Genomic DNA, 26,661 nt, shown 5'->3' with positions numbered 1-26,661 from the left:
GCTCGTCGATGGCCGTCCCTGGCCATCGACGGCACTCACACAGGCCCTTGGTCGCCGACGCCAACGTAAATCGAGCCTCCTGCACGGAACCCGTTCTTTGGGTTCGTTCGTTGGTCCAGGATCCGAGTCAGTATCAGCGCAGCGCCCCGAAGGCCTTGGCGCGACCGTCGGAGCACAGGGATGTGCGACGACGAGCCCCATGGATGGCTAGTAGCGTGTCGTGCCAAGGCCTTCGGGGTGCTGAGCCAGGCACAGAGAGTGCAGAATCAATCCCGACAGATAAGTTAGTCTGCTTAACAAGCACCTTCGTCAGCACAATATACAAGGACCAAAGCATGTCACTAAAGCCAGGCCTCTACCGCCACTATAAAGGAAAGGACTATCAGGTCCTGGGTGTGGCGACACACTCGGAGACAGAAGAATCGCTGGTGGTCTACCGCACGTTATACGGGGATTTTGATCTGTGGGTGCGGCCCCTGGACATGTTTGTCGGCACAGTCGAGCTTGACGGCGAGCCTACACCACGCTTTACCTTTATCAGCGAAGACGTGTAGGCTCTGGCCCTCCGTGGGTCTGTGCGAGCTTCCAGACGCCGCGGCGCATTACTCCTTGTCCGACAGGACATCCAGATTCGATAGAGCTAGGAATACAGTTACCCATGGGAAAAGCACTGGTCATTGTTGAGTCTCCCGCCAAGGCGAAGACGATCAACAAGTATCTTGGCAACGATTTCATTGTGAAGTCGAGCATCGGTCACATCCGTGATCTGCCTACCAGCGGCAGCGGCAAGACCGAGACCAAAGCCAAGGGCGGCCGCAAGGCGGCCTCTGCTGCTCCCGAGGTGGACAAGAAGACCAAGGCCCGGATGCAGCTGGTCAAGCGCATGGGTGTCGATCCAGAGAATGGCTGGAAGGCGCACTACGAAATCCTGCCCGGCAAGGAAAAGGTCGTAGAAGAACTGCGCCGCCTGGCCAAGGACGCTGACGCCATCTACCTCGCGACGGATTTGGACCGCGAAGGGGAGGCGATTGCCTGGCACCTGCGCGAATCCATTGGTGGTGATGAAAGCCGTTACAAGCGAGTGGTTTTTAACGAGATTACCAAGAAGGCGATCCAGGGCGCGTTTGCCAAACCAGGCGAGTTGGATATCAACCGCGTCAACGCCCAGCAGGCTCGTCGCTTTCTAGACCGCGTAGTGGGTTATATGGTTTCGCCCCTGCTGTGGCAGAAGATTGCCCGTGGCCTGTCAGCCGGCCGAGTGCAATCTGTTGCAGTGAAACTGATTGTGGATCGCGAGCGTGAGATCCGTGCGTTCATACCCGAGGAGTTCTGGGAGATCCATGCCCTGCTTGATACGCCCCAGAGCGATTCGGTTCGCTTCGAAGTGGCCAAGCACAATGGCACCAACTTCCGTCCGGTCAACAAGGCCGAGACCGATGCTGCCCTGAAAGTACTCAAGGGTGCCGATTACACGGTTGCCAAGCGCGAAGACAAACCGACCAGTTCCAGGCCTAGCGCACCCTTCATTACCTCCACCCTGCAGCAGGCCGCAAGCACTCGCCTGGGTTTCGGTGTGAAGAAGACCATGATGATGGCCCAGCGTCTCTACGAGGCGGGTTATATCACTTACATGCGAACCGACTCGACCAACCTGTCCGCCGATGCTATTGCCATGGCGCGGGGCTACATCGAGAAGAACTTTGGCGAGAAGTACCTGCCAGAGAAGCCCAACATGTATAGCAGCAAGGAAGGCGCTCAAGAGGCCCATGAAGCCATCAGGCCCTCTGAAGTGAAGCTCAAGACCGGTGACCTCAAAGGCATGGAGAAAGACGCAGAGCGGCTCTATGAGCTGATCTGGCGCCAGTTCCTGGCCTGTCAGATGGTACCGGCACAGTACCTTTCCACATTGATCACGGTCGAAGCGGGTGATTTCGAGCTACGTGCCAAGGGCCGCATTCTCAAGTTTGACGGTTACACCCGCGTGATGCCCACCCAGGGCAAGGGCGGCGAAGATGAAGTGCTGCCTGACATGAAGGTCAAGGATTCGCTGGCTCTCCAGAAGCTCGATCCCAAGCAGCACTTTACCAAGCCACCGGCCCGTTACTCCGAAGCCAATCTGGTCAAGGAGCTGGAGAAGCGTGGTATCGGCCGTCCATCGACCTACGCATCGATTATCTCGACCATTCAGGATCGAGGCTATGTGTCGCAGAATAATCGTCGGTTCTACGCCGAAAAGATGGGCGATATCGTTACTGAGCGCCTGGCAGAAAGCTTTCCGAACCTGATGGACTACAGCTTTACCGCCAATATGGAAGAATCCCTGGATGAAGTTGCCCAGGGCGGTGTGGTCTGGAAGAAGGTGCTGGATAATTTCTATGCCGACTTCAGTGCCAAGCTGAGCGCCGCCGAGTCTGCTGAAGAAGGCAAGGGCATGCGCTCCAACGAGCCGACCCTGACCGATATCAAGTGTAAGGATTGTGGCCGACCAATGATGATCAGGACCGCGTCTACTGGCGTGTTCCTAGGGTGCTCGGGTTATGCCTTGCCGCCCAAGGAACGTTGCAAGACGACGGTGAACCTTGTGCCTGGCAATGAAGTGGCTGGCGACGATGAAGAGGGCGAGTCACGCGTACTTCGTAACAAGCGCCGCTGCCCGGTCTGCAGCACAGCGATGGACAGTTACCTGGTCGATGAACAGCATAAGCTGCATGTATGTGGTAACAACCCCGATTGCACCGGATTCGAGATCGAGGAAGGTGCTTTCAAGATCAAGGGTTATGACGGTCCGCGACTGGATTGCGACAAATGTGGCAGCGAGATGCAGCTCAAGACGGGTCGTTTTGGCAAGTATTTCGGTTGCACCAACAGCGAATGCAAGAACACCCGTAAGTTGCTGAGAAATGGTGAGGCGGCGCCGCCGAAGATGGATCCGGTACCAATGCCAGAGCTGGCCTGTGAAAAGGTCGACGACGTTTATGTGCTGCGTGATGGTGCTTCGGGGATGTTTCTGGCGGCCAGCCAGTTTCCCAAGAACCGCGAAACCCGCGCACCGCTGGTCAAGGAGCTGTTGCCGCACCGCAAGGAAATCGATCCCAAGTATCATTTCCTGCTCGAAGCGCCGGTTGCTGATCCTGATGGCATTGCAACGGTTATTCGTTACAGCCGCAAGACCAAAGAGCAGTACGTACAGAGTGAAGTCGATGGCAAGCCTAATGGATGGCGCGCCTATCATGACGGTAAGCGCTGGGTCGAGGATGACAAGCGGCCGAAACCGAAGAGCTGAGGGTTGAGTCATGGCTAACGAAGTCTATACCCGCACTAATCAGGCTTTGCATTTTGCCCGTATGGCGATCGATGCCTGGTACGAGGCTGAGAACTCCAATGCGTTATCGGCCATCACCATGGCGCGTTATCACCGTGAGCACGCACTTTTTCATCTGCACCGTGGGGTTCTGGCTGTTGCCCATGAGGTAGCTGATCGCTATCGGTGGCCTCTGCTGGAGGTTCGCTCGCTGGATGTGATGCTCGAGCCTCAGACCTCCGAACGCTTTCCGGGGCCCGAGTTTGCCGAGCTGAGCGAACTGGCGCATGCGCCTGATAGCTGGCTGGGGCGACTGCTGCGCGGTTGGGATATCTTGAACCTCCCTCCGCGGCCGGAAGAGGCCAAAGCTCCGGCCGATGATCTGATCGCTGTCAGTGCAGTGAAAGCCTCGGTGGATTGGTCACTGGACGATGCCCGTGAAGCCCACGCTGCTCTGACTGAGCGGGTTGCTTGCTATCGAGAAGGCATGGTCGAGTGGTAGCAGTGTCTGCGATTGGCCGCAGCATTGTGATAAACTGCTCGGCCAATCAACAGGAGACCCGACATGTCATCTTCATCTTTTCTGGAGATAGTAGAGCTTGAAAACGGCAAGGTAGCTCTGCGCCGCTCCAATGAAGAAGCCGAGCCTCTGGTGGTTATCGAGTTCTCTGCTGATGCTCAGGATTTTCTGCAAGGCCATTACATCGAAGTTGCCAAGGCGATGATCAGCGCTGGTATGCAGGTCGCCGGACAGGTAATGGAAGAGGGTGAGCCCTACTCGGAAGACCGTACAGTCCACTGAGGACAGGGCGGCAGATGTGCCTGCCCTGATCGTCCTGTTGAATCACGCAGCCAGGCAGCTATCCAGACACACATTCAGACTCTGACAACGTCCCTTGTTAGCGGCTGAGCGCAGCAGTCCGCTTGTCCGGCCGTTCTGGCCATCAGTTGCCAGCCAACTGACAACCGTATGGCTGCAGCCCAGACTGAGCAACTCACAGCACAGATCAAGGCTGTCCATCCCCGGCTTGCATCTCACGATCAAAATCCGTTCCGGATTGAGTCCTGCGTTGCGCAACCATTGATGGCTTACTGTTTCGGGTGGATCAAGCAGTGTCAGCCAGCCGGGCGCATCAGCGCGGCTCAGTTCACGCAGAACCGGAGCCAACCATTGAAGGCACTGTCTGGGTGCGCCATTGAGACGAATTTCGCTGAAGGCGTCTTCGGGCTCGGCCTGGCGCGTTGGTCGTGTGCTTGCCAGTGCCGGCTTGGAGGGCATCGCGTAACGGGACGCCATCAGAGCGTTATGGAAAAGCTCTGGTTGTACTGCAGCACTGATGGATCGGTTGTGGTCGTGGGAATACAACATAATGAACCCCTCTAGCGGCGTATTACGCCGACACTCAAGCCTTCGATGGTCAGTTCCTCTTCACCCAGATCAATTTCAATTGGTGCGAAATCCGGGTTTTCTGCGTGAAGCAGAACCTTGCGGCCCTGTTTCTGAAAACGCTTGACCGTGACTTCATCGCCGATGCGGGCGACTACGATCTGTCCGTTACGGGCAACGGCGGTGCGATGAACTGCCAGCAGATCACCATCCAGAATGCCGACGTCACGCATACTCAGACCCTGCACCCGAAGCAGATAATCTGCCCTGGGGCGGAAAAATCCGGGGTCTATCTGGCAGTGATCCTCGATATTTTCCAGAGCCAGTACCGGTGCGCCTGCGGCAACGCGGCCTATTACCGGTAGACGTCCTTCAGGTGTGTCTACGTCCTGCTCCGGTAGCCGAATGCCCCTGGATGCTCCAGGGATCATTTCAATTGCACCCTTGCGGGCCAGTGCACGCAGATGATCTTCCGCAGCGTTTGGTGATTTGAATCCGAGCACCCGGGCTATGTCGACGCGGGTAGGCGGATAGCCATTGGCATCCATGTACTCCTTGATGAAGGCAAGGATTTGTTGTTGTCTGGCGGTCAGTTTTTGCATCCGGCTCTACCTGTTTGTATATACAGTAACTGTGATTATATACAGTTGTTGGCAGAGGGCAAGCGTCGGCGTCATTTCCATGATTAACCGCAAATCGTTTCGGCTGCTTGACATGGAATGCGTTTGAAACGTATGTTTGAAACAATTGTTTATGAGTGTAATCGCCCATGGCCCAGTCTGATACCGTCGAACGCATTCTTGATGCTGCCGAGCAACTTTTCGCCGAGAAGGGTTTTGCCGAGACCTCGCTGCGCCTGATCACCAGCAAGGCCGGGGTGAATCTGGCGGCGGTCAATTATCACTTCGGGTCCAAGAAGGCATTGATTCAGGCGGTCTTTGTGCGTTTTCTCAATCCCTTTGTCAGCAGCCTGGATCAGGAGCTTGACCGCCACCAGCAGCAGGGCGGCAATACCCAGCTTACATTGGAGCAGTTGCTTGAGATGCTGGTCAGGCAGGCGCTGACAGTCAAGCCGCGTAGTGGCAATGATCTGGCTATTTTCATGCGCTTGCTGGGCCTGGCCTTCAGCCAGAGTCAGGGTCATTTGCGCAAGTATCTGGCAGAGGTGTACGGCAAGGTGTTCCAGCGTTATATGCAGTTGGTTTATGTTGCCGCGCCGCAATTGCCACCTACTGAACTCTTCTGGCGGGTGCATTTCATGTTGGGTAGCGCCGCCTTTACGATGTCGAGCATGAAAGCCCTGCGTGCGATTGCCGAAGCCGAGTTTGGTGTTCAGACCGGCATCGACCAGGTTCTCAAGCTTATGGTCCCGTTCCTCGCCGCCGGGATGCGCGCCGAGAGCGTCAAGCCGCCGGTAACCATCGAGTCCAATACTCGGTCAAGGCTTGAACACGTGTGAAGGGCTCGCACTTAGTTGCTGCCTGTGAGCCCTAACGCTATTCCCAAGTAGTCTCTCGTTTCCCCTGTGTGCCGGTTTCCTAGCGCAGTCTGATCCGTTATCGTGTGTGCACTTTTAACGGAGGTGGCAATGCCGCTGGATCTGATCCTTATATCCCTTGCATCCCAGCGCCTTATTGGGCTCAGTGGCGGTGTGCGGGTATGCGAATTTCCTGTCTCTACAGCACTCAATGGTCCTGGCGAACAGGACGGTTCCGGATGCACTCCACGGGGTGCGCACAGGGTCAGAGCACGCATTGGTGCAGGCCAGCCACTGGCCTCGGTGTATATAGGTCGCCGGCCCACCGATGAAATCTGGTCGCCTGAGCTTGCCCGCGAACACCCACACAGGGACTGGATTCTGACCCGCATACTCTGGTTGTGTGGTGAAGAATCAGGATTCAATCGCGGTGGTAGTCAGGATTCCCAGCGCCGCTATATATATCTGCACGGTACCCCGGACGATCAACCCATGGGTGTGGCCCTTTCCCATGGTTGTGTTCGGCTGCGCAACAGCGACATGCTTGCGCTGTTCGATTGCACGCCAGTAGGCTGCCGCGTTGAAATTCACGAGCAGGCCATCGATCTGCTCATGCACGCCAATTCCCGAACGGAGTAACACTGTTGAAACAAGGCACCCTGATGCTTGATGTGGCCGGCACCTGGCTTGATGCAGCTGACCGCCATTTGCTCAGACAACCCGAAGTGGGTGGCATCATTCTGTTTGCTCGCAATACCGAGTCGCCCCGTCAGGTTCGCGAACTGGTCCAGTCGATCCGGGCGGTCCGTCCGGAGATGTTGATCGCGATAGACCAGGAGGGCGGTCGGGTACAACGGTTGCGTAACGGCGTCGAGCGCTTGCCGGCGCTGGGCCGCATCGCTGCGCTGGTCGACTCTCAAGGCAGTAGCCAGGCTGAAATGGCGGCGAGAAGTGCGGCATGGGTGATGGCTACCGAGATGCTTGCCTGTGGCATTGATATCAGTTTCGCGCCGGTACTGGATCTTGATCACGGGCGAAGCGAAGTCATTGGCGATCGCTCCCTGGGCGGTGATCCCGAACAGGTGGTCAGTTTGGGGCGCGCTTACATCGACGGGTTGCACACGGCGGGTATGGCGGCAACGGGCAAGCATTTTCCCGGTCATGGCTGGGCTGAGGCGGATTCCCATACGGATCTGCCGGTGGATGAGCGCAGCGAAGCACAGATCCGCGCGCAGGATCTCGTACCCTTTGCAGGCCTTGCCGCCGTGCTGGATGGCATCATGCCGGCCCACGTAGTGTATCCCGCGATAGACGATCAACCGGCGGGATTTTCCACTCGTTGGCTGCAGGACATCCTGCGCAGCGAGCTGGGATTTAGCGGAGTGATTTTCAGCGACGATCTCACCATGGCAGGCGCCCATGTTGTGGGCGGTATTACCCAGAGGGTTGATGCTGCTCTGTCTTCGGGTTGCGACATGTTGCTGGTATGCAATGATCGGGGCGCAGCCGAGGAAGCTCTGATGCATTGCCAGCAGGTTGGGCTTCATCCGCCGAAGCATCTGGCAAGCATGCTCGCCCGGCACCAGCCCGGTGTCGATTACAAGGCCCAGCCCCAATGGTCTACCGCCATTCAGCTACTGCGCCAACTTGAACTGCTAGGGGAGCATGCATGAATGAGTTAATCGACAGTTTACCTCTTGATAGCCTTCCCCTCGCGGGGCAGTTTTGGGTTTACAAGGTTTTTGCGATTGTCTTTGCGTCGCTGGTAATGGCCTACGTGGGCAAACTGGTGCTTGACCGTCTGCAAGCGCGCGCGTCGATCAGCCCGAACGTCTGGGATGATGCAGTGGTCATCGCGATGCGTCGGCCGCTATGGGTGCTCATATGGAGTATGGGGCTGTTGTGGGCGGCGCGTATAACGGCCGTCGAAATGGACGAGGATTTTGCGGACGTACTCGAGACGGTTCAGAGTGTTCTGCTGATTGGCCTGCTTGCCTGGTTCTTGCTGCGGCTATCGAGCAGGATCGAGGAGCGTCTCGTCGATTCGCGTTATCTGCAAAAGCCCATGGATCAGACAACGGTCAGTGCTATCGGCAAGCTGCTGCGAATTTCCGTCATCATTACCTGTGGCCTGGTGATATTGCAAACCCTGGGCTACAGCATAGGCGGTGTACTTGCCTTTGGTGGCATCGGTGGCATTGCGGTGGGCTTTGCTGCCAAGGATCTGCTGGCAAACTTTTTTGGTGGATTGATGGTCTATCTTGATAGACCTTTCTCGGTGGGAGAGTGGGTGCGCTCACCGGACAGGGAAATCGAGGGCACGGTTGAACACATTGGCTGGCGATTGACACGCATTCGGACCTTCGATAAACGGCCTATCTATGTGCCGAACGCGATCTTCACCAATGTGGTCCTGCAGAACCCATCAAGGATGACCCACAGGCGGATATACGAACATATCGGTATTCGTTACGACGACATCCAGCATATGGAGCCCATCGTCAAGGCGGTTCGAGAGATGCTCAAGGAGCACCCTGATATCGCACAGAATGTGACCCAGATGGTGTACTTCGATCGTTGCGCGGCTTCATCGGTGGATTTTTTCATCTATTGTTTCACTACCCCCGTGTGGGCCGAATATCACCGGGTGAAGGAGGATGTACTGTTGAAGATTCTGGCAATCGTCACTGAGCACGAGGCGCAGGTGGCGTTCCCCACCTCGACACTGCATGTGCCAGATGGGTTGGCGCTGCGTGGCGGTGAGGTTGATCCCCGGGCTTCGGAGCAGGGTGGCAGCAGCGCAAAGGTGAGCCCATGAATGCTCTAGCGATCATTGGCGGTAGCGGTCTGACACGACTGGCTGGCCTGAAGCAAACCGGCGAAGCCAGCTCGGATACGCCCTACGGTCCGACCTCGGCACCCATCATCAAGGGGCTCATGGCTGGCCGCGAGGTATTCTTCATGGCGCGCCATGGCGATCCGCATCGGATTCCGCCCCATCGGGTAAATTACCGCGCCAACCTCTGGGCTCTCAAGCAGGCGGGAGCCGATGAGATACTGGCAGTCAATGCAGTAGGCGGTATACACCCAGCCATGGGCGTGGGGCACTTTTGTGTGCCCCACCAGTTGATCGACTACACCTGGGGGCGCCATAGCACCTTCTTCGAGGAAGATCTGGATGCAGTCACGCATATCGACTTTACCCATCCCTACGACGAGGGACTGCGTCAGCGTTTGATCGGTGTACTGGCCAGGGTCGGCGTGGCGCACAGTGCCTATGGCGTTTATGCGGCGACCCAGGGTCCCCGGCTGGAAACGGCAGCAGAGATCAGTCTGCTTGAGCGTGACGGTTGCGACATAGTTGGCATGACGGGAATGCCTGAGGCGGCGCTGGCCCGTGAACTGGAATTGCCCTATGCCAGTCTGTCGCTGGTAGTCAATCCAGCTGCTGGCAAGGGTTCGGGTGTGATAACCATGGCGGATATCGAAAAGGTCATGGAGAGCGGTATGGAGCAGGCCCGGATGATTATCAACGCAATGGTTGCCGGCGCCTGACCCTGACCTCAACCCCAACCCAGACCCGCCTAGCGGCGGGTAACCCTGACCAGCATGCCCATGCTTTGGTGATCGAGATAATGTACCTCGTCCAGGCGCAGGCGGCGGGACTGATGCAGTTTCTCGCTGACGACGGTGTTGGCCAGGCCATCCTGACTGCGCACGCCCGTGTGCCGCCAGGCCATGACCCCCAATAGCATTGATTCCTGTCCGCGCTCCAGGCCGACTACGGCTTCGACGGGATAATGCTCACCCAGCGATTCACCTTCGTGCAAGGCCACTGTCAGATTGCTGTCGGCCGGCTGAATCCATGCCTGATGCATGAGTATCTGGTAACCACTGGCCGCGAGCTTGTCTGCTTCCCTATCCATGCGATGCTGGGTCACATCCAGCTTGCGCACATCGCTGCGGGCGGTATCTTCGAGCACGACTGCATCGTCGGCCCAGTTGTACTCGGGTGTGCGACTTCCACTGAGTGGGGCGGAGGGTTGGGCGAACACAATGGTTTCAACCTGATAGGCTCCCAGGTCCTGTGCCTGGACGTTACTGGTCAATAGTGTGACGGCCAGCAGGGCGGGCACCTGCAAAGTGCGAATGACTGAGTTCATGAACGTTTTCCTTTCCCTTTGGGTGGCTGGGATTGCGGGGCTGGTGATTCAAGGCGATCAATCAATGCCTCAACCGTGTTCAAACGCAAATCCGATGCGCCCATTGGCGCACTGAAACGAAATACGGTAGCACCCTCAAGCTTATAGCGGTTGGGCTGGTCCTGAATCAGTTTGACCAGCGTCATTGGATCTACCTGGGTGTCGGCAGCGAATTCCAGGCGGCCATGTTCGGGTCCGACATCTACCTTGCTGATCCCTATTGGAGTGCAGCGCAATTTCAGGGATGTAACGCGGAAAAGCGTCTTGGCTGCCTCGGGCAACAGACCAAACCGGTCGATCATTTCCACCTGCAGATCTTTCAAGGCTTCCTCATCGGCAGCATTGGCGATGCGTTTGTAGAGTATCAGGCGGCTATGTACGTCGGGCAGGTAGTCATCCGGAATCAGTGCGGGCAACCGCAGGTTGATGTCCGGTCCGCCGCCCAGCGGCTGGTCGAGGGAAGGTTGGTTCCCTGACTTGATTGCCTTGATGGCGCGGTCGAGCATGTCCATGTACAGGGTGAAGCCAATGGCCTGAATCTGGCCGCTCTGGCCTTCGCCGAGCAGTTCACCCGCGCCACGGATTTCCAGATCGTGGGTGGCCAGGGTAAAGCCGGCACCCAGTTCCTGGGCTGCGGCAATTGCCTCCAGGCGCTTTTCCGCATCGCCTGTGAGTTTCTTGCCGTGGGGCGTGAGCAGATAGGCATAGGCCTGGTGGTGGCTGCGGCCAACGCGCCCGCGCAACTGGTGTAGCTGGGCCAGGCCGAATTTGTCGGCCCGCTCGATGATGATGGTATTGGCGTTGGGTACGTCGATGCCGGTTTCGATGATGGTCGTGGTCACCAGGACGTTAAAACGCCGGTGATAGAAGTCTCCCATCACCTGCTCGAGAGCCCGCTCAGGCATTTGTCCGTGACTGATGCCGATTCGTGCTTCGGGTACCAGTTCGGCCAGATCCGCAGCGCATTTCTCGATTGTCTGTACCTCATTGTGCAGGTAATAGACCTGCCCGCCGCGCAACAATTCACGCAGGATGGCTTCCTTGAGTACCGGCGCCTGTTGCTGCATGACGAATGTGCGTACGGATAATCGGCGTGCCGGTGGCGTGGCAATGATCGACAGCTCACGCATTCCCGACATGGCCATGTTCAGGGTACGCGGGATGGGCGTGGCGGTGAGCGTAAGAACATCGACTTCACTGCGCAGGGCTTTGAGCTGTTCTTTCTGGCGGACGCCGAAGCGGTGTTCTTCGTCGATGATCATCAGCCCCAGATTCTGGAACTGGGTATCGCCCTGCAGCAGCTTGTGGGTACCGATCATGATATCCACCTTGCCCTCAGCGAGTTCACCAATGGCTGACTTGATTTCCTTGGTGGACTTGAAGCGTGACATGACCTCGACCTTGACCGGCCAGTCGGCAAAGCGATCGCGAAAGCTGTTGTAGTGCTGCTGGGCGAGGAGGGTAGTAGGCACCAGTACAGCAACCTGCTTGCCGCCATGCACTGCCAGGAACGCGGCGCGCATGGCGACTTCGGTCTTGCCAAAGCCAACGTCGCCGCAAACCAGCCGGTCCATGGGCTGCGACTTGACCATATCGTTGATCACCGCCTCGATGGCCGCTTCCTGATCAGCGGTTTCCTCAAACGGGAAGGCATCGGCGAATACCTGATAGTCACGTTCCGGTGCGCTGAAGCTGAAGCCCTTGCGAGCGCCACGGCGGGCGTACACATCAAGCAGTTCGGCAGCCACGTCGCGGACCTTTTCGGCTGCCTTGCGCTTGGCTTTCTGCCATTGTTCGGAGCCCAGGCGATGCAGTGGGGCGTTATCGTCCTCGCCGCCGGTGTAGCGGGCGATCAGATGCAGGTTGGCCACAGGGACGTAGAGTTTGGCTTCGTCTGCATACTCCAGGGTCAGAAACTCTGCCTGTTGGTCCTCTACTGTCAGATTGACCAATCCCAGGAATCGGCCGACACCATGGTCGATATGCACCACAGGTGAGCCTTCACGCAATTCGGTCAGGTTGCGAATGACTGCGTCGCCAAGGTCGGTTGCCTTGCCGCGACGCCGACGCTGCATGACGCGCTGGCCAAATAGCTGATTCTCGGCAATCAATGCGATGGCCGGCGAGCCGCAGAGCATGCCCTGGTCTATGGCCGCGACCATGATCGAGTGCGCTGAGCCGCCAGTAAGAAACGCCGGCCAGCCATCGACAGTGTCGGGCTTGATCTCGATGCCCGCTAGCAGGTCGAGCATGGCCTCCCGACGACCGGCACTTTCCACGACATAAAGGATTCGCCCCTCGAAGGAGCGGGCAAATGACTCCAGGGCTGCAAGGGGCTGATCCAGACGATTGTCTATCGGCAGCTCAGGAGGCGGCTGACAGCTGAAATGGGTATTGCCCGCAGCAGGTCCGATGGCTTCCTGATGACAGACAACCCTTGGAAAACGCTTGATCAGGGCAAAGCAGTCCTCGACGCTCAGAAAGAGCTCTGCCGGCGACAGCAACGGGCGGGTCTTATCGACACTCTGTTCCTGATAACGATTGCGTACGTCTGTCCAGAAATGTTCTGCGCTAGCTTCGATTCCAGGCAGGCTGAAAAGCAGGGTGTTGTCTGGCAAGTAGTCAAACAGGCTCTGCAGTTCTTCGAAGAACAGGGGCAGATAATACTCTACGCCTGCGGGCACCATACCTTCGCTGAGGTCCTGGTATACAGGGCAGCGCCGATAGTCGACATCAAAGCGTTCGCGAAAACGAGCACGGAAACCGGTCAGCGCCGCCTTGTCGAGCGGGAATTCCTTGGCAGGTAGCAGGTGAACTTGTTCAACCTTGTCGATTGAGCGCTGGGTCTCGGGATCGAAGGTGCGCAGGGTCTCGATTTCATCATCAAACAGGTCGATGCGCAGCGGCAGACGGCTGCCCATCGGATACAGGTCCAGAAGCGCACCGCGAACGGCGTAATCGCCGTGTTCGTACACTGTATCGACGCAACGATACCCTGCGGAGTCCAGATCGAGCCGCATCTTGTCCATATCCAGCTGCTGACCCAGCTCCAGCATCAGCACCGAGCCGCCCAGGAAGGTCCGGGGAGCTATCCGGTGCAACAGGGTCGTCATCGGCACCACGATTATGCCCTGGGTGACCGACGGTAGCTGGTAAAGGGTCTTAAGACGCTGGGAAATGATGTCCTGATGCGGTGAAAAACGATCATATGGGAGGGTTTCCCAGTCCGGGAAGCTCAGCACTGGCAGGTCGGGTGCGAAGAAGCGCAGTTCCCGTTCCAACTGACCGGCCATTGCCGTATCGGTCGTTATTACCAGGCTCAGGCCCGGGTGCAACAGGGCGCCTTCAGCTATAGCGAGCGCCCGGGATGCGCCGGTCAGGTTGCCCCAGGCCGTCTTGCCGTGTCCGGCGAGTGCGTCGACGGAGGCAAGAATGGTTTTGTTCGCAGGCATGCGTTGACTGTCCATCTGTAAAAAACGCCAAGTGTACCTGTCTACGCATGACTATGCCGCGCTTACAGCGCTTTTTCCGGGAAGATTGCCTCGGTGCCAGAACAAAAGCATAATATGTGCCCTTTAGAGCCCATGACCTGGAAGGAAAAGCCGTGACTCAAGCCCAATATGACCAATGTCTGGAAAGCTGGACTGATCGTGAATCTACCGCAGAAGCAATGATTCCGCTGATTGGCCGACTATACCGTGAGCACAACGTGGTCACATCGATCTATGGTCGGGGGCTGGTCAACCGCTCTGTGATCAGTATTCTCAAGTCTCACCGCTTTGCGCGTCAGATTGACGACACCGAGCTGTCAGTGCACGACACCTTCCCTGTGATCAAGGCGCTGCTGGATTTGGATCTGGGGCCTGCGTCCATTGACCTGGCACGGCTGGTAGACAAGTTCCGCCGGGAAGGTGGAGACAATCTGGAGGCCTTCCTGCGTGAGGAGCTGGCCGACGTGATCGGGCACAAGGGCGAGCGTCGCCAGGGCCGTGATGTCGTACTCTACGGTTTTGGTCGTATTGGCCGGTTGCTGGCACGCATCATGGTCGAGAAGATCGGTGTGGGTGATGGCCTGCGTCTGCGCGCCATCGTTGTACGCAAGGGTGCGAGCAATGACCTGGTCAAGCGTGCCAGTCTCCTGCGTCGTGATTCGGTACATGGATCTTTCCAGGGCACGATCAAGGTGGATGAGGAAAACAATACCCTGACTGCCAACGGCATGATCATTCAGGTGATCTACGCAAGTAACCCCAGCGAAGTCGATTACACCAAGTACGGTATCGAAAACGCCATCGTTGTCGACAATACAGGCGTATGGCGCGATGCAGAGGGCTTGTCCCAGCATCTTGAATGCCCCGGTGCTTCCCAGGTGGTTCTGACCGCTCCGGGCAAGGGCGATCTCAAGAACATCGTTCACGGTATCAATCACGCGACTATTTCGCCGGATGACAAGATCATTTCTGCCGCGTCCTGTACCACCAACGCTATCGTGCCGGTGCTCAAGGCGATCAATGATAAATACGGTATCGTCAATGGGCACGTCGAGACTGTTCACTCGTACACCAACGACCAGAACCTGATCGACAACTTCCACAAGGGCAATCGCCGGGGTCGCAGTGCTGCCCTGAACATGGTTATTACCGAAACAGGTGCTGCCAAGGCTGTCGCCAAGGCGCTGCCGGAGCTGGGTGGAAAGCTGAGTGGTAACGCGATTCGGGTACCCACTCCCAACGTATCCATGGCTATCCTCAACCTGAACCTGGAGAAGGCAACCGATCGTGACGAGGTTAATGAATACCTGCGTTACATGGCGTTGCATTCGGATCTGCACAAGCAGATCGACTTCACCAACTCCCAGGAAGTGGTTTCCAGTGACTTCGTTGGCTCGCGCCATGCTGGCGTGGTCGATGCCGAGGCTACAATCTGCAATGACAGCCATTTGATCCTCTACGTCTGGTATGACAACGAGTTCGGTTACAGCTGTCAGGTTGTGCGGATTCTGGAAGATCTTGCCAACGTCAACCCGCCAGCATTCCCGGTCTGACAATAGCTGCTCGCTGATTTTAAAATCAGCTGAGAAAAAGAAAGGCGCCTAGGCGCCTTTCTTTTTGTTCGGAATTTATCAAGCTAAGTAAAATCAACGGGTTGCAATTAATCTTTTGCGAAGTTTGTCAGAAAGGCCGTTTTCCCTGAGCCAGATACCCACATAAGCCTGGGCAAGCTCTTTGTCATCGGAGCTGAAGGATTCCTTGCCGTTGTATTTCAGGCTAAGTGAATGTCCAGCATCAAGGGTCAAGGCATAGCGATCGCCGGCGCTTATGTCGGTGAAAGTGGCATGCAACTTATCAATCTCGGGCCGCAGCTCGCTAAGTGTCTGCTCGTCATATTGCCGCTCCAGGGCTACCCATGCAGCCTTGATCACGTCTTCCCGGTCGATATCACGGTAATAATACAATTCCAGATGCAGTGGCTCCCCATCGGTTATCGGGTTGTCCAGCGGTTGCTCTGGCGGTGTGAGTAGGGCGGCGCTGTATACGTCTACGAACAGATATTCGAGTACGCTGGCGTTACGCAACACCAGTTCCTGATCGCCAACTTCAATGCTTTGTGGAAAATCGGCTTCGGCCAAGCGCTTTTCGTTTGCGGCTGCACTTAGCGGCAGAAGACAACAGATCAGGACGAGGATCCGGGTGAGCATGTTTTTCCTTCGAATTGCAATGGGTTAACCCCCATTAAGTACTCTGGACAACTTATGGTCAATTCACCCGACGGCAGATTGTGTAACAGCAAAAAACCTGAAAAAACCAAGGCCTTGAGTAGCATTGACTGGCCATGATCTTTATACTTGACGGGATTTTTGATGAGGGTTTGTGGTCACATTCTGCTGGGTTCCTGTCTGCTTCCTGAAGCGTTCGGCGGCCCTTTTCGCCGGATGGCCGATCCACCCTTGACGATTCCAACCAGTGATTAGGCTATACGTATGATAAAAATCAAACGGGGCTTGGATCTGCCAATCACCGGCTCACCCGAGCAACTCATGGACGACGCGCGCAACGTGCGCAGTGTCGGCGTGGTCGGTTTTGATTACCACGGTATGAAACCAACCATGGAAGTTAAAGAGGGTGACCGGGTCAAGCTAGGCCAGATTCTTTTCAGTGACAAGAAGACCCCCGGCGTTATCTATACCGCTCCGGCGTCAGGTGTGATCAGTGCGATCAATCGTGGCGAAAAGCGCGTCCTGCAGTCGGTCGTGATCGACATTGAGGGTGATGAAGCGGTCAGCTTTGCCGCCCATGATGAAGCATCGCTGGCGGGTCTCGATCCGAAACTGGTACGCGAACAGTTGATTGAGTCGGGTATGTGGACCGCGTTACGTACGCGTCCTTACAGCCGAGTTCCTGCTGTAGACAGCGAGCCGCATTCCATTTTTGTCACCGCCATGGATACCAATCCGCTCGCGGCAGACCCTGCTCTGGTGCTCAAGGAGTACGCAGCTGCCTTCGAAAACGGTCTGAAGGTGCTGGCTCGTCTCGGTCGCATCTGGCTGTGCCGCGCCGAAGGCGTGTCTGTACCCGGTGAGAATCTTGACGGCGTGCGCTGCGAAAGCTTCGCGGGCCCCCATCCGGCCGGTTTGCCTGGTACGCACATTCACATGCTGGACCCTGTCAGCGTGAGCAAGAGCGTTTGGCAGGTCAATTATCAGGATGTGATCGCGATCGGCCATCTTTTCACTGACGGCAAGTTGTGGACAGAGCGGGTTGTGGCATTGGGCGGACCCATGGTTGAGCGTCCCCGGTTGCTCCGCACGCGTTTGGGTGCCAACCTGGAAGAGCTCACCGCTGGTGAACTCCAGCCCGGTAATAACCGGGTTATCTCCGGTTCGGTATTTGGTGGTCGTCTGGCACAGGGTCCGGTTGCGTTCCTTGGCCGCTACCATCAGCAGGTTTCCGTACTGGCTGAAGGCACTGATCGTGAGATGATTCACTATCTGCGTCCTGGCGTGAATAAACACTCGGTATTGAATATTTTCGTTTCCAAGTTGAAATCCAACAAGCAATTCGATTTCACTACAACAACTAACGGCAGCCCGCGAGCAATGGTTCCACTCGGCAATTACGAGATGGTCATGCCTCTTGATATTCTGCCAACGCAACTCTTGCGCTACCTCATCATCGGTGACACTGACATGGCCCAGAAGTTGGGCTGTCTGGAGCTGGACGAAGAAGATCTGGCCCTGTGCAGTTACGTGTGCGCCGGCAAATATGAATACGGCCCGATTCTGCGTGACAACCTCACGCGAATTGAGAAGGAGGGTTAAGCCATGGGTTTGCGTACATTCCTCGACAAGATCGAGCACAACTTCGAAAAAGGTGGCAAGCACGAAAAGTTCTATGCCCTTTACGAAGCGATCGATACGTTCTTCTACCGTCCCGGTAGCGTGACCCGGACCACCTCGCACGTACGCGATGGCCTGGATCTCAAGCGCATGATGATTACCGTTTGGCTCTGTACCTTCCCGGCGATTTTCTACGGGATGTATAACATCGGTTATCAGGCCAACATCATCTATGCGGCCAACCCTGAACTGCTTGCAGCACAGGAAGGCTGGCGCTTTGCCCTGATCGGGTCGCTAGCCGGCTTCAACGCAGAGAGTCTCTGGGATAATCTGATTCATGGTGCAGCCTACTTTCTGCCCGTATATGCAGTGACCTTCCTGGTAGGTGGCTTCTGGGAGGTGCTCTTTGCATCGATCCGCAAGCATGAGGTCAACGAAGGTTTCTTTGTTACCTCGATCCTGTTTGCGCTGATTCTGCCGCCAAGCATCCCCCTGTGGCAGGTCGCACTGGGTATCAGCTTCGGTATCGTGATCGGCAAGGAAGTGTTCGGTGGTACTGGCAAAAACTTCCTCAACCCGGCACTGACCGGCCGGGCATTCCTCTACTTCGCCTATCCCGCGGCATCATCCGGTGATGCCGTATGGACCGCAGTTGATGGCTACGCCGGTGCGACAGCACTGAGCCTGGCGGCTTCTGGTGGTGTCGAAGCGGTAATGTCCCAGGGGATCAGCTGGTTTGATGCCTTTGTCGGCAATATCCACGGCTCGATGGGTGAAACCTCGACTCTGGCGATTTTCCTTGGTGGTGCGATACTGCTGACAACCAAGATTGCCAACTGGCGAATTGTTGCAGGCGTCATGCTTGGCATGATTGGCTTGAGTCTGCTGTTCAACATGCTTGGTTCGACGACTAATCCCATGTTTTCGGTTCCCTGGTACTGGCATATGGTTGTTGGTGGGTTCGCCTTCGGTATGATCTTCATGGCTACCGATCCAGTGTCGGCATCCATGACCAATCAGGGCAAGTGGATTTTTGGTGCGCTTATCGGCGTCATGGTTGTGCTGATTCGGGTCGTCAACCCTGCTTTCCCTGAGGGCATCATGCTGGCAATTCTGTTTGCCAACCTGTTCGCACCCCTGATCGACCACTTTGTTGTTCAGGCCAATATAAAGCGGAGGCTTGTGCGTAATGTCCAGTAATAGAGAATCCGTCAGTCGTACTATCATGGTGGCATTGCTGGTCTGCCTGGTGTGCTCGGTGGTCGTATCGGTCGCTGCTGTATCGCTCAAGCCCGTGCAGATAACCAACCAGTTGCTGGACAAGAAGCGCAATATTCTGTCCATCGCAGGCTTGTTGGAAGAGGGCACCAGTGTCGAAGAGCAGTTCAAGAAGGTGACTGCTCGTCTGGTTGACCTGCGCACCGGCGAGTTCAGCGATGAAATGGATCCATTGACCTACGATCAGCAGAAGGCATCCAAGGAACCTGCGATGTCAAAGCAGTTGGATGCATCTGCCGATATCGCGAGTATTCGTCGTCGTGCCGATTACGCAACTGTCTATATGGTTGAAAACGAGGAGGGTATCCAGACCCTTATTCTGCCTATCCATGGCTACGGTCTCTGGTCGACGCTGTATGGCTTCGTTGCTCTTGAAGGTGATCTGGAGACTGTAGTAGGTCTCGGGTTCTATCAGCATGCGGAAACGCCCGGTCTGGGCGGTGAAGTCGACAACCCGAACTGGAAACAGCAGTGGACCGGTAAGGTTGTTTATGATGAGCAGGATGAAGTAGCTATCCAGGTCATCAAAGGCAGCGTGGATCCCGGTATGGCCAATGCCGAACACAAGATCGACGGCCTTGCTGGTGCAACACTGACCAGTCGTGGCGTAGAAAAACTGGTGCAGTTCTGGATGGGTGAAAATGGTTTCCGTCCGTTCCTCGATAACCTTAGCGCGGGAGAAGCATAATCATGGCCAAAGCAAGCGCCAGACAGGTGCTCTTCGAACCTATCTTCAGTAACAACCCAATCGCCTTGCAGATCCTCGGGATCTGTTCGGCACTGGCGGTCACTACCAGCTTGAGCGTCACATTGGTGATGTGCCTGGCACTGACCTCGGTAACAGCGTTTTCCAACCTGTTTATCTCGACCATCCGTAGTCACATTCCGGGCTCGATCCGGATGATTGTGCAGATGGTGATCATCGCGTCGCTGGTAATTGTGGTCGACCAGGTCCTGAAGGCCTACGCCTACAACATCAGCAAGCAGCTGTCGGTTTTTGTCGGACTGATCATCACCAACTGTATCGTGATGGGCCGCGCGGAAGCCTTTGCCATGCAGAACCCGCCACACATGAGTTTTCTTGATGGTGTGGGTAACGGTCTTGGTTACAGCTTTATCCTCATCGTGGTCGCGACGGTACGTGAGCTTTTTGGGGCAGGCAAATTGCTTGGCTTCGAAATCTTGCCGCTGGTCAATGTGGGCGGTTGGTATCAGCCCAACGGTCTGCTGCTGCTGCCACCTTCGGCGTTCTTCATCATCGGCCTGATCATCTGGGCCCTTCGTTCCTGGAAAACCGAGCAGGTTGAAGAGGCGGAGTTCAAGATGGCGCCACAGAGCCGTGCCCTGAAGGAGGCTATGTAAGCCATGATTGAACACTATATAAGCCTTATGGTCAGGGCCATTTTCGTAGAGAACATGGCTCTGGCGTTCTTCCTCGGCATGTGTACCTTTATTGCCATTTCGAAAAAGGTGCAGACCTCCCTGGGTCTGGGTATCGCGGTGGTAGTGGTACTGACCATCACGGTACCTGCCAACAACCTGATCTATACCTATCTGTTGCGTGATGGCGCGTTGGCGTGGGCCGGCTTGCCTAATGTGGACCTGAGCTTCCTGGGTCTGCTCAGCTATATCGGAGTAATCGCTGCGCTGGTTCAGATCCTCGAGATGTTGCTCGACAAGTTCGTGCCTTCGCTCTACAACGCACTGGGTGTCTTTCTGCCGTTGATCACTGTGAACTGCGCGATTCTGGGTGCTTCCCTGTTCATGGTTGAACGTGACTACTCACTCGGTGAGAGTACCGTTTACGGCTTTGGTGCCGGTGTGGGCTGGGCCCTGGCCATCGTTGCACTGGCAGGTATTCGCGAAAAGCTCAAGTACAGCGATGTACCTGATGGTCTGCGTGGTCTCGGGATAACCTTCATCACCGTGGGACTCATGTCCCTGGGGTTCATGTCGTTCTCCGGCGTGCAACTGTAAACAGGAGCTGTAACTGATGAACATGGAAATCTATCTGGGCGTTGGGATGTTCACGGCAATAGTGCTGTTTCTGGTTGCCGTGATCCTGATTGCCCGCTCCAAGCTGGTCACCAGCGGTGACGTAAGTATCGAGATTAACGGCGAACGCACGATCACCGTGCCCGCCGGTGGAAAGCTACTCAATACCCTGTCTTCCAACGGTATTTTCCTGTCCTCTGCCTGTGGCGGCGGCGGCACATGCGCGCAATGCAAGTGCATCGTGGAAGAGGGCGGTGGATCGATGCTGCCCACAGAGGAGTCGCACTTTACCAAACGCGAAGCCAATGAAGGCTGGCGTCTTTCCTGCCAGGCTCCGGTCAAGCAGGATATGAAGATCGAAGTGCCTGAAGAAGTCTTCGGCGTGAAGAAGTGGGAATGTACCGTTGAGGCTAACCCCAACGTTGCAACTTTCATCAAGGAACTGACACTCAAGCTGCCTGAAGGTGAGAACGTCGACTTCCGCGCTGGTGGTTATGTACAGCTGGAATGCCCCCCGCATACCGTGAACTACAAGGATTTCGACATTCAGCCGGAATTCCGTGGTGACTGGGACAAGTTCGACATGTGGCGCTTCGTCTCCAAAGTGGATGAAACTGTCATCCGCGCCTACTCCATGGCTAACTATCCCGAAGAGCGCGGCGTGGTCAAATTCAACCTGCGCGTTGCATCGCCTCCGCCGGGCCGTGACGACTTGCCGCCGGGCAAGATGTCTTCATGGTGTTTTGCGCTGAAGCCAGGTGACAAGGTCACCGTATACGGACCTTTCGGTGAGTTCTTTGCCAAGGAAACCGAAGCAGAGATGGTATTCATCGGTGGTGGTGCTGGCATGGCGCCCATGCGTTCGCACATCTTTGACCAGTTGGGTCGGATCAAGACTGATCGCAAGATTTCCTTCTGGTATGGCGCCCGCTCACTGCGCGAGGCCTTCTACGTCGAGGAATTCGACAAGCTGCAAGAAGAAAATGATAACTTCGAGTGGCATCTGGCCTTGTCTGATGCGCTACCTGAAGATAACTGGAAGGGTGCGACCGGCTTTATCCACAATGTGTTGCTCGACAACTATCTGAAGGACCACCCGGCTCCCGAAGACTGCGAGTACTACATGTGTGGTCCGCCGATGATGAACGCCTCTGTAATCAAGATGTTGCAGGACATGGGTGTCGAACCGGAAAATATCATGCTTGATGATTTCGGCGGCTAGAGTGATCCCACGCAACCTTCGGCCCGCTATTGTTGTTGCCCTGGCAACAGCTCTAGCGGGCTGTTTCAATTCTGCGGTGCCAGTATCGGAAATTTCCGGTAGCACTATGGGCAGCACCTATTCCATCAAATGGGTAGGAGTTGATGGCTCTCCCGGCCCGCAAGAGCTTCAAGCCAGTCTGGATAACCAGTTCGACGAATTTGATGCCGAGGTGTCGACCTGGCGTGATGATTCGTATCTATCCCGATTCAACGCGTTGCCGACCAACGGCTGTCAGGTTATGCCGCAATCCGTTCTGGATATGGTCGCCTTTGCGCAAAGGCTCAATCACGACAGTGAAGGTGGATTCGATGTCACCGTCGGGCCGCTGCTGGACGTCTGGGGTTTTCACCGCAGTGACGGGGTGCAGGTAGTCCCTGAGCAGTCTGACATTGATGTTGCATTGCAGAATGTTGGTCAGCAGCACCTGCGGGTTCAAGGTGACCAGTTATGCAAGGAGCATGATCTGGAGGTTGATCTCAGTAGTATTGCCGCTGGTTATATGGTCGACCGCGTTGCGGAACATCTTCTTTCCCTGGGAATCAAAGACTATATGGTCGAGATAACCGGGGAGCTGAAGGCGGCAGGGCTGAAACCTGGGGGGAATCCCTGGCGAATTGCGGTGGAGGAACCACGCGACGACGAGCGTACTGCTAGTCTGATAGTTGAGCTGGATGGCTACTCTGTATCGACCTCCGGTGATTATCGCAATTATTTCGAGTACGAAGGCCAGCGTTATTCGCATACAGTAGATCCTGGAACTGGTTGGCCGGTCATGCATAATCTGACGGCGGTCACCGTGATGGACCCCTCTGCCATGATGGCCGACGGGCTTTCCACCGTTTTATTGGTTCTTGGCCCAGAAAGAGGCTGGGAATATGCACTGAAAAACAATGTCGCGGCTATGTTTGTGCTGCGCGAGGGGACCGAGTTTGTTTCTCGGTCCACACCGCTATTTGAGGTTCTGGTAAAGAGCGAGGAGTAATTTATGGTTTGGCTTCTGGCATTTTTGTTGATGACTTTGGTTGTAGTCGGCATGTCCGTGGGCGTGATGATGGGTCGTAAACCCATTGCCGGTTCCTGTGGCGGGATCGGTGCGACTGGCCTGGATAAGTCCTGTGGTATTTGTGGCGGCGACGTCACCAAGTGCGAAGAGGCGAGTGAGAACGCTGGTGTAGAGGTTCGGGCCAAGCGTCCCGGCAATGATCTGGGGTACGACGCGACCAAGGTCGACTAGTGGCAGAAGGTTCTGGATGAGAGCATGCCCTCGAGCACAACAAGGAAATCAGTGAATGGCTGTATACAATTATGACGTGGTAGTGCTGGGCTCGGGTCCAGCCGGTGAGGGTGCTGCAATGAATGCGGCCAAGCACGGCCGTAAGGTGGCTGTGGTTGAAGAGCGCGATTCGGTGGGAGGTAATTGTACTCACCTCGGCACTATTCCCTCCAAAGCGCTGCGTTATTCTGTCAAGCAGATCATTAACTTCAATACCAATCCGATGTTCCGAACTATCGGTGAGCCCCGTTGGTTTTCCTTTCCGAATGTGCTGAAAAGTGCTGAAAAGGTAATGGCCAAACAGGTTACCTCACGGACCAGTTACTACGCTCGTAATCGGGTAGATCTGTTTTTTGGCAAGGGTAGCTTCTCCGCCGATAACACCATCGAACTGGTCAATTCCTCGGGAGCAGTCGAAAAACTGATCGCGAAGGAAGTTATCATTGCCACCGGTTCCAGACCCTATCGTCCCGCAGATGTGAATTTCAGCCATCCTCGGATCTACGATAGCGATACCATCCTCAAGCTCAATCATACGCCCCGTACCCTGATTATTTACGGTGCGGGTGTTATTGGCTGTGAATACGCGTCTATCTTCTGTGGTCTTGGAGTGAAGGTGGATCTGATCAACAATCGAGATCGGTTGCTCAGCTTCCTGGATGATGAGATCTCCGATGCGTTGAGCTATCACCTGCGCAACAACAGCGTATTGATTCGGCATAACGAGGATTACGACAAGATTGAAGGGCTGGATAGCCGGGGTGTCGTATTGCATCTCAAGTCGGGTAAGAAGCTCAAGGCTGATGCGTTGCTTTGGTGTAATGGTCGCACCGGTAATACTGATGGCCTGGGATTGGAAAATGTCGGGTTGAAGGCCAATGGCCGCGGTCAATTAAGCGTGGATGAAAACTACCGAACTCAGGTGCCCAATATCTATGCTGTAGGTGATGTGATTGGTTGGCCGAGTCTGGCCAGTGCGGCATTTGATCAGGGCCGTTCTGCTGCGGGTAACATTGTCAGTAATGATGCCTGGCGCTTTGTCGACGACGTACCCACCGGTATCTATACCATTCCGGAGATCAGCTCCCTAGGCAAGACCGAGCGCGAGCTCACCGATGCTCAGGTGCCTTATGAAATTGGTCAGGCCTTCTTCAAGTCCATGGCACGTGCGCAGATCACCAGTGAGCAGGTTGGGATGCTGAAGATTCTGTTTAACCGCGACACGCTGGAAGTGTTGGGAATCCATTGTTTTGGCGACCAGGCATCGGAAATTGTGCATATCGGTCAGGCCGTGATGAACCAGAAGGGGGAGGCGAATACCATCAAGTATTTCGTCAACACCACCTTCAATTATCCGACCATGGCTGAGGCCTATCGTGTGGCGGCGCTGGATGGATTGAACCGGCTTTTCTAGTTGCTGCCTGGTATCAATACAACAATCAGGCCCCGCTCAGCGGGGCCTTTTTCGTTATGGGCGCTGAGCCAGGGTTTCCACTGCCAGATGTGGCAGGTCAGTGATCAGACTATCGACGCCCATGTCCGCCAGTCGTGCCATCATCACGGGATCATTCACTGTCCATACCGACACATGCAGACCCATGGCCTGGGCCTTTCGTATGCGTGCGGGGCTACATAGTTTCCAGTTGAGGATCAGGTAGCGACAGCCATAACGGCGAGCACTCTTCAAAGGATCAATCAGGCCGTATTCTTCAACCAGCCCGGTCGGCAGTGAGTAGTTATGCTGGTAGGCGGTTTTCAGCAGGGTACGGCTGCTGGAGGTAAGTACCACCTTGTCCTGGAGCCCGTAGCGTTCGACCAGCTCACCTACAGCATCCAGTACGATACGCGACTGACCACTTGAGCCGCTCTTGACCTCGAGCTGATAATGTTCGAGCTCTGGGCAAGCCTGGAACAGCTGTTCCAGACTGGGAATCGGGCAGGGTTCCGGCCAGACTGGACCATCTCGACGTGCATCCAGGCGCATTAGTTCAGCTGCGGTATGTTTGCTGACCTTGCCACCCAGACCCGTTGTGCGCTTGAGGGTCGGATCGTGAATTACCATGAGCTGCTGGTCAGCAGACAGGTGCAGGTCAAGTTCTACACGGTTGACGCCTGCGGCCAGGGCCTGCTTGAAGCTTGGCAGCGTGTTTTCTGGTGCTTCGCCGCGTGCCCCTCGGTGGCCGTAAATCAAGGTCATGGGGTAATAGCGCTCCCGGATTGACGATGGCGTACGCTATCGATGACCTTGTCATATTCAAAATAGACGCTGAAGCCGGGATAGTCCCAACGTGTAATGGGCGGTTGCCCGACTGCGGCGTGGCGGGTTGTCGGCTCACCATGGCGCTGGGACACCGCTCCCTTAGTCTGACCCCGTTGGGGCATGGCAGAGATATTATCCGTTGCCTGCTGACCGAGGGGAATGACCAGTGTCTCTGCGTGTGCGGGCAGTGCGGTGAGTGCCATACCCAGCATCAGGGTGGTGGCAAATAGGGTAGAAGTACGGTTGTTCATAATTCTGTCCTTTCCTTGGTTGAGGCCTGAGTCTTGGTGACGCGGATTTCCTGCGCCTGTTTTTGCAAAATATGTCTTGCAAGCATCTGACGCTGGTTGTCCGCCAGGGCGTGGAAGCTCACGGCAATGATCCAGCCGTCGGTGTCTGTATCTGGCTCACAGCGGATAACCTGAGAAGGTAGTACGAGACCCAGGGGGGAGGGCAGCAATACCATGCGCAGCGCCAACCAGGCTCCGATTTCCAGGGTCTCCGGGTAGGCAAACGAAATGCCACCTTCACTTAACGTGACTTCCTGTGGTTCACCGACTTCATCCACAAGCTGAAGTGCCAGTGCCTTGCTGACCAGGTCGACTCGCTTGTTGATGATCTTGAGGTAATGCGCCAGCGGCCGGTCACGCTCGGCAATCTGACGCAGCAGATGCTGGGATTCATAATCCAGGGTGTGGAGGTCGCTCAGGAGACTGAACAGCGGCGATTCCTCGTCAAACGCAGCCTCCTCCATGTCGGCGCTGCTGACTTTACGTACATCCAGGGCGAGGCTGTCGCGAATTCTGAAAAAATCCCGTTTATCCTCTGCTGAGTCTTCTTCTTTGTCTGTCATTTGACCTGCCTGAGCCTATGCGAAGCGCTGAACAA

The 26,661-nt window shown here is 55.9% G+C and carries 26 protein-coding genes and 1 pseudogene; 19 read left to right on the top strand and 8 right to left on the bottom strand.

The genetic code is table 11. The features are described from left to right. Positions 1-335 precede the first annotated feature (335 nt). The 4 genes from AAC076_RS02610 to AAC076_RS02595 all read left to right on the top strand — a co-directional run bounded on the left by AAC076_RS02610 (position 336) and on the right by AAC076_RS02595 (position 4,103). Positions 336-554, top strand: a complete 219-nt coding sequence (locus AAC076_RS02610; protein WP_339842801.1) for a DUF1653 domain-containing protein — start codon at positions 336-338, stop codon at positions 552-554. Between the two features lie 104 nt (positions 555-658). Further along, positions 659-3,283 carry a type I DNA topoisomerase gene (gene topA, locus AAC076_RS02605; protein ID WP_339842800.1) on the top strand — a complete coding sequence of 875 codons (2,625 nt, stop codon included), beginning with the start codon at positions 659-661 and terminating at the stop codon, positions 3,281-3,283. 10 nt (positions 3,284-3,293) lie between these two features. After that, positions 3,294-3,803 carry a DUF6586 family protein gene (locus AAC076_RS02600; protein ID WP_339842799.1) on the top strand — a complete coding sequence of 170 codons (510 nt, stop codon included), beginning with the start codon at positions 3,294-3,296 and terminating at the stop codon, positions 3,801-3,803. Positions 3,804-3,866: 63 nt separating this feature from the next. Further along, complete coding sequence (locus tag AAC076_RS02595) at positions 3,867-4,103, top strand: hypothetical protein (protein ID WP_339842798.1); 237 nt, start codon at positions 3,867-3,869, stop codon at positions 4,101-4,103. 42 nt (positions 4,104-4,145) lie between these two features. Here AAC076_RS02595 and sulA read toward each other — a convergent pair whose 3' ends face one another. Beyond that, positions 4,146-4,670: an SOS-induced cell division inhibitor SulA gene (sulA, locus tag AAC076_RS02590; protein ID WP_339842797.1), complete on the bottom strand. Its 525-nt coding sequence runs from the start codon at positions 4,668-4,670 to the stop codon at positions 4,146-4,148. A gap of 11 nt (positions 4,671-4,681) precedes the next feature. Continuing rightward, positions 4,682-5,290 (bottom strand): transcriptional repressor LexA, encoded by a 609-nt coding sequence (gene lexA / locus AAC076_RS02585; protein WP_339842796.1) that lies wholly within the window; start codon positions 5,288-5,290, stop codon positions 4,682-4,684. Positions 5,291-5,457: 167 nt separating this feature from the next. On the opposite strand from lexA, the pseudogene AAC076_RS02580 reads away from it, so the two are divergent. From AAC076_RS02580 to AAC076_RS02560, 5 genes and pseudogenes are all read left to right on the top strand, one after another. Beyond that, positions 5,458-6,090, top strand: a pseudogene (locus AAC076_RS02580) (TetR family transcriptional regulator); the annotation flags it as partial. A gap of 186 nt (positions 6,091-6,276) precedes the next feature. Continuing rightward, complete coding sequence (locus AAC076_RS02575; RefSeq protein ID WP_339842795.1) at positions 6,277-6,804, top strand: L,D-transpeptidase; 528 nt, start codon at positions 6,277-6,279, stop codon at positions 6,802-6,804. Between the two features lie 23 nt (positions 6,805-6,827). Continuing rightward, on the top strand, positions 6,828-7,838 hold the full coding sequence (nagZ, locus tag AAC076_RS02570; RefSeq protein ID WP_339842809.1) for a beta-N-acetylhexosaminidase: 1,011 nt from the start codon (positions 6,828-6,830) through the stop codon (positions 7,836-7,838). Beyond that, complete coding sequence (locus AAC076_RS02565) at positions 7,835-8,983, top strand: mechanosensitive ion channel family protein (RefSeq protein WP_339842794.1); 1,149 nt, start codon at positions 7,835-7,837, stop codon at positions 8,981-8,983. Before nagZ ends, AAC076_RS02565 begins: the two co-directional genes overlap by 4 nt. Then, positions 8,980-9,720, top strand: a complete 741-nt coding sequence (locus tag AAC076_RS02560; RefSeq protein ID WP_339842793.1) for an S-methyl-5'-thioinosine phosphorylase — start codon at positions 8,980-8,982, stop codon at positions 9,718-9,720. The genes AAC076_RS02565 and AAC076_RS02560 overlap by 4 nt, the downstream gene beginning before the upstream one ends. A gap of 29 nt (positions 9,721-9,749) precedes the next feature. Here AAC076_RS02560 and AAC076_RS02555 read toward each other — a convergent pair whose 3' ends face one another. Further along, the gene (locus tag AAC076_RS02555; protein ID WP_339842792.1) at positions 9,750-10,328 is read right to left on the bottom strand and encodes a CsiV family protein; all 579 of its coding nucleotides are present in this window, start codon (positions 10,326-10,328) and stop codon (positions 9,750-9,752) included. Further along, positions 10,325-13,819: a transcription-repair coupling factor gene (mfd, locus tag AAC076_RS02550; protein ID WP_339842791.1), complete on the bottom strand. Its 3,495-nt coding sequence runs from the start codon at positions 13,817-13,819 to the stop codon at positions 10,325-10,327. Before mfd ends, AAC076_RS02555 begins: the two co-directional genes overlap by 4 nt. A gap of 152 nt (positions 13,820-13,971) precedes the next feature. On the opposite strand from mfd, the gene AAC076_RS02545 reads away from it, so the two are divergent. Next, positions 13,972-15,411 carry a glyceraldehyde-3-phosphate dehydrogenase gene (locus AAC076_RS02545; protein ID WP_339842789.1) on the top strand — a complete coding sequence of 480 codons (1,440 nt, stop codon included), beginning with the start codon at positions 13,972-13,974 and terminating at the stop codon, positions 15,409-15,411. A gap of 93 nt (positions 15,412-15,504) precedes the next feature. On the opposite strand, the gene AAC076_RS02540 is transcribed toward AAC076_RS02545, so the two are convergent. Then, positions 15,505-16,065, bottom strand: a complete 561-nt coding sequence (locus AAC076_RS02540) for a chalcone isomerase family protein (protein ID WP_339842788.1) — start codon at positions 16,063-16,065, stop codon at positions 15,505-15,507. A gap of 282 nt (positions 16,066-16,347) precedes the next feature. On the opposite strand from AAC076_RS02540, the gene AAC076_RS02535 reads away from it, so the two are divergent. The 9 genes from AAC076_RS02535 (at position 16,348) to sthA (ending at position 24,927) form a co-directional block, all read left to right on the top strand. After that, positions 16,348-17,685: a Na(+)-translocating NADH-quinone reductase subunit A gene (locus AAC076_RS02535; RefSeq protein ID WP_339842787.1), complete on the top strand. Its 1,338-nt coding sequence runs from the start codon at positions 16,348-16,350 to the stop codon at positions 17,683-17,685. A gap of 3 nt (positions 17,686-17,688) precedes the next feature. Then, positions 17,689-18,903 carry an NADH:ubiquinone reductase (Na(+)-transporting) subunit B gene (locus AAC076_RS02530; protein ID WP_339842786.1) on the top strand — a complete coding sequence of 405 codons (1,215 nt, stop codon included), beginning with the start codon at positions 17,689-17,691 and terminating at the stop codon, positions 18,901-18,903. Further along, positions 18,893-19,669, top strand: a complete 777-nt coding sequence (locus AAC076_RS02525; RefSeq protein WP_339842785.1) for a Na(+)-translocating NADH-quinone reductase subunit C — start codon at positions 18,893-18,895, stop codon at positions 19,667-19,669. Before AAC076_RS02530 ends, AAC076_RS02525 begins: the two co-directional genes overlap by 11 nt. Continuing rightward, the gene (locus AAC076_RS02520) at positions 19,666-20,343 is read left to right on the top strand and encodes an NADH:ubiquinone reductase (Na(+)-transporting) subunit D (RefSeq protein ID WP_339842808.1); all 678 of its coding nucleotides are present in this window, start codon (positions 19,666-19,668) and stop codon (positions 20,341-20,343) included. The genes AAC076_RS02525 and AAC076_RS02520 overlap by 4 nt, the downstream gene beginning before the upstream one ends. A 6-nt stretch (positions 20,344-20,349) precedes the next feature. Beyond that, positions 20,350-20,958, top strand: coding sequence for an NADH:ubiquinone reductase (Na(+)-transporting) subunit E (nqrE, locus tag AAC076_RS02515; RefSeq protein WP_150277097.1), 609 nt, complete (start codon positions 20,350-20,352; stop codon positions 20,956-20,958). A 13-nt stretch (positions 20,959-20,971) separates the two neighbouring features. Then, complete coding sequence (nqrF, locus tag AAC076_RS02510; protein ID WP_339842807.1) at positions 20,972-22,198, top strand: NADH:ubiquinone reductase (Na(+)-transporting) subunit F; 1,227 nt, start codon at positions 20,972-20,974, stop codon at positions 22,196-22,198. 106 nt (positions 22,199-22,304) lie between these two features. Continuing rightward, a complete protein-coding gene (locus tag AAC076_RS02505) occupies positions 22,305-23,222 on the top strand; it encodes an FAD:protein FMN transferase (RefSeq protein WP_339842784.1) in 918 nt (305 codons plus the stop codon). Between the two features lie 3 nt (positions 23,223-23,225). Continuing rightward, positions 23,226-23,474, top strand: a complete 249-nt coding sequence (gene nqrM, locus AAC076_RS02500) for a (Na+)-NQR maturation NqrM (protein WP_339842783.1) — start codon at positions 23,226-23,228, stop codon at positions 23,472-23,474. Between the two features lie 55 nt (positions 23,475-23,529). Beyond that, positions 23,530-24,927 carry a Si-specific NAD(P)(+) transhydrogenase gene (gene sthA, locus AAC076_RS02495; protein WP_339842782.1) on the top strand — a complete coding sequence of 466 codons (1,398 nt, stop codon included), beginning with the start codon at positions 23,530-23,532 and terminating at the stop codon, positions 24,925-24,927. Between the two features lie 54 nt (positions 24,928-24,981). Here the strand turns inward: sthA and AAC076_RS02490 are convergent, their stop codons facing one another. The 3 genes from AAC076_RS02490 to AAC076_RS02480 are packed head-to-tail and all read right to left on the bottom strand — an operon-like array spanning position 24,982 to position 26,626. After that, entirely contained in the window at positions 24,982-25,710 is a 729-nt protein-coding gene (locus AAC076_RS02490; protein ID WP_339842781.1) for a glycerophosphodiester phosphodiesterase, read from the bottom strand. Beyond that, complete coding sequence (locus tag AAC076_RS02485; protein ID WP_339842780.1) at positions 25,707-26,024, bottom strand: phosphodiesterase; 318 nt, start codon at positions 26,022-26,024, stop codon at positions 25,707-25,709. The genes AAC076_RS02490 and AAC076_RS02485 overlap by 4 nt, the downstream gene beginning before the upstream one ends. Then, the gene (locus AAC076_RS02480; RefSeq protein WP_339842779.1) at positions 26,021-26,626 is read right to left on the bottom strand and encodes a PilZ domain-containing protein; all 606 of its coding nucleotides are present in this window, start codon (positions 26,624-26,626) and stop codon (positions 26,021-26,023) included. Before AAC076_RS02480 ends, AAC076_RS02485 begins: the two co-directional genes overlap by 4 nt. Positions 26,627-26,661: the final 35 nt, after the last annotated feature.

Origin of the sequence: uncultured Halopseudomonas sp. (assembly GCF_963977355.1) — a bacterium.
Taxonomy (GTDB): Bacteria; Pseudomonadota; Gammaproteobacteria; order Pseudomonadales; family Pseudomonadaceae; genus Halopseudomonas.
This window is presented reverse-complemented; position numbering and strand designations above follow the sequence as displayed.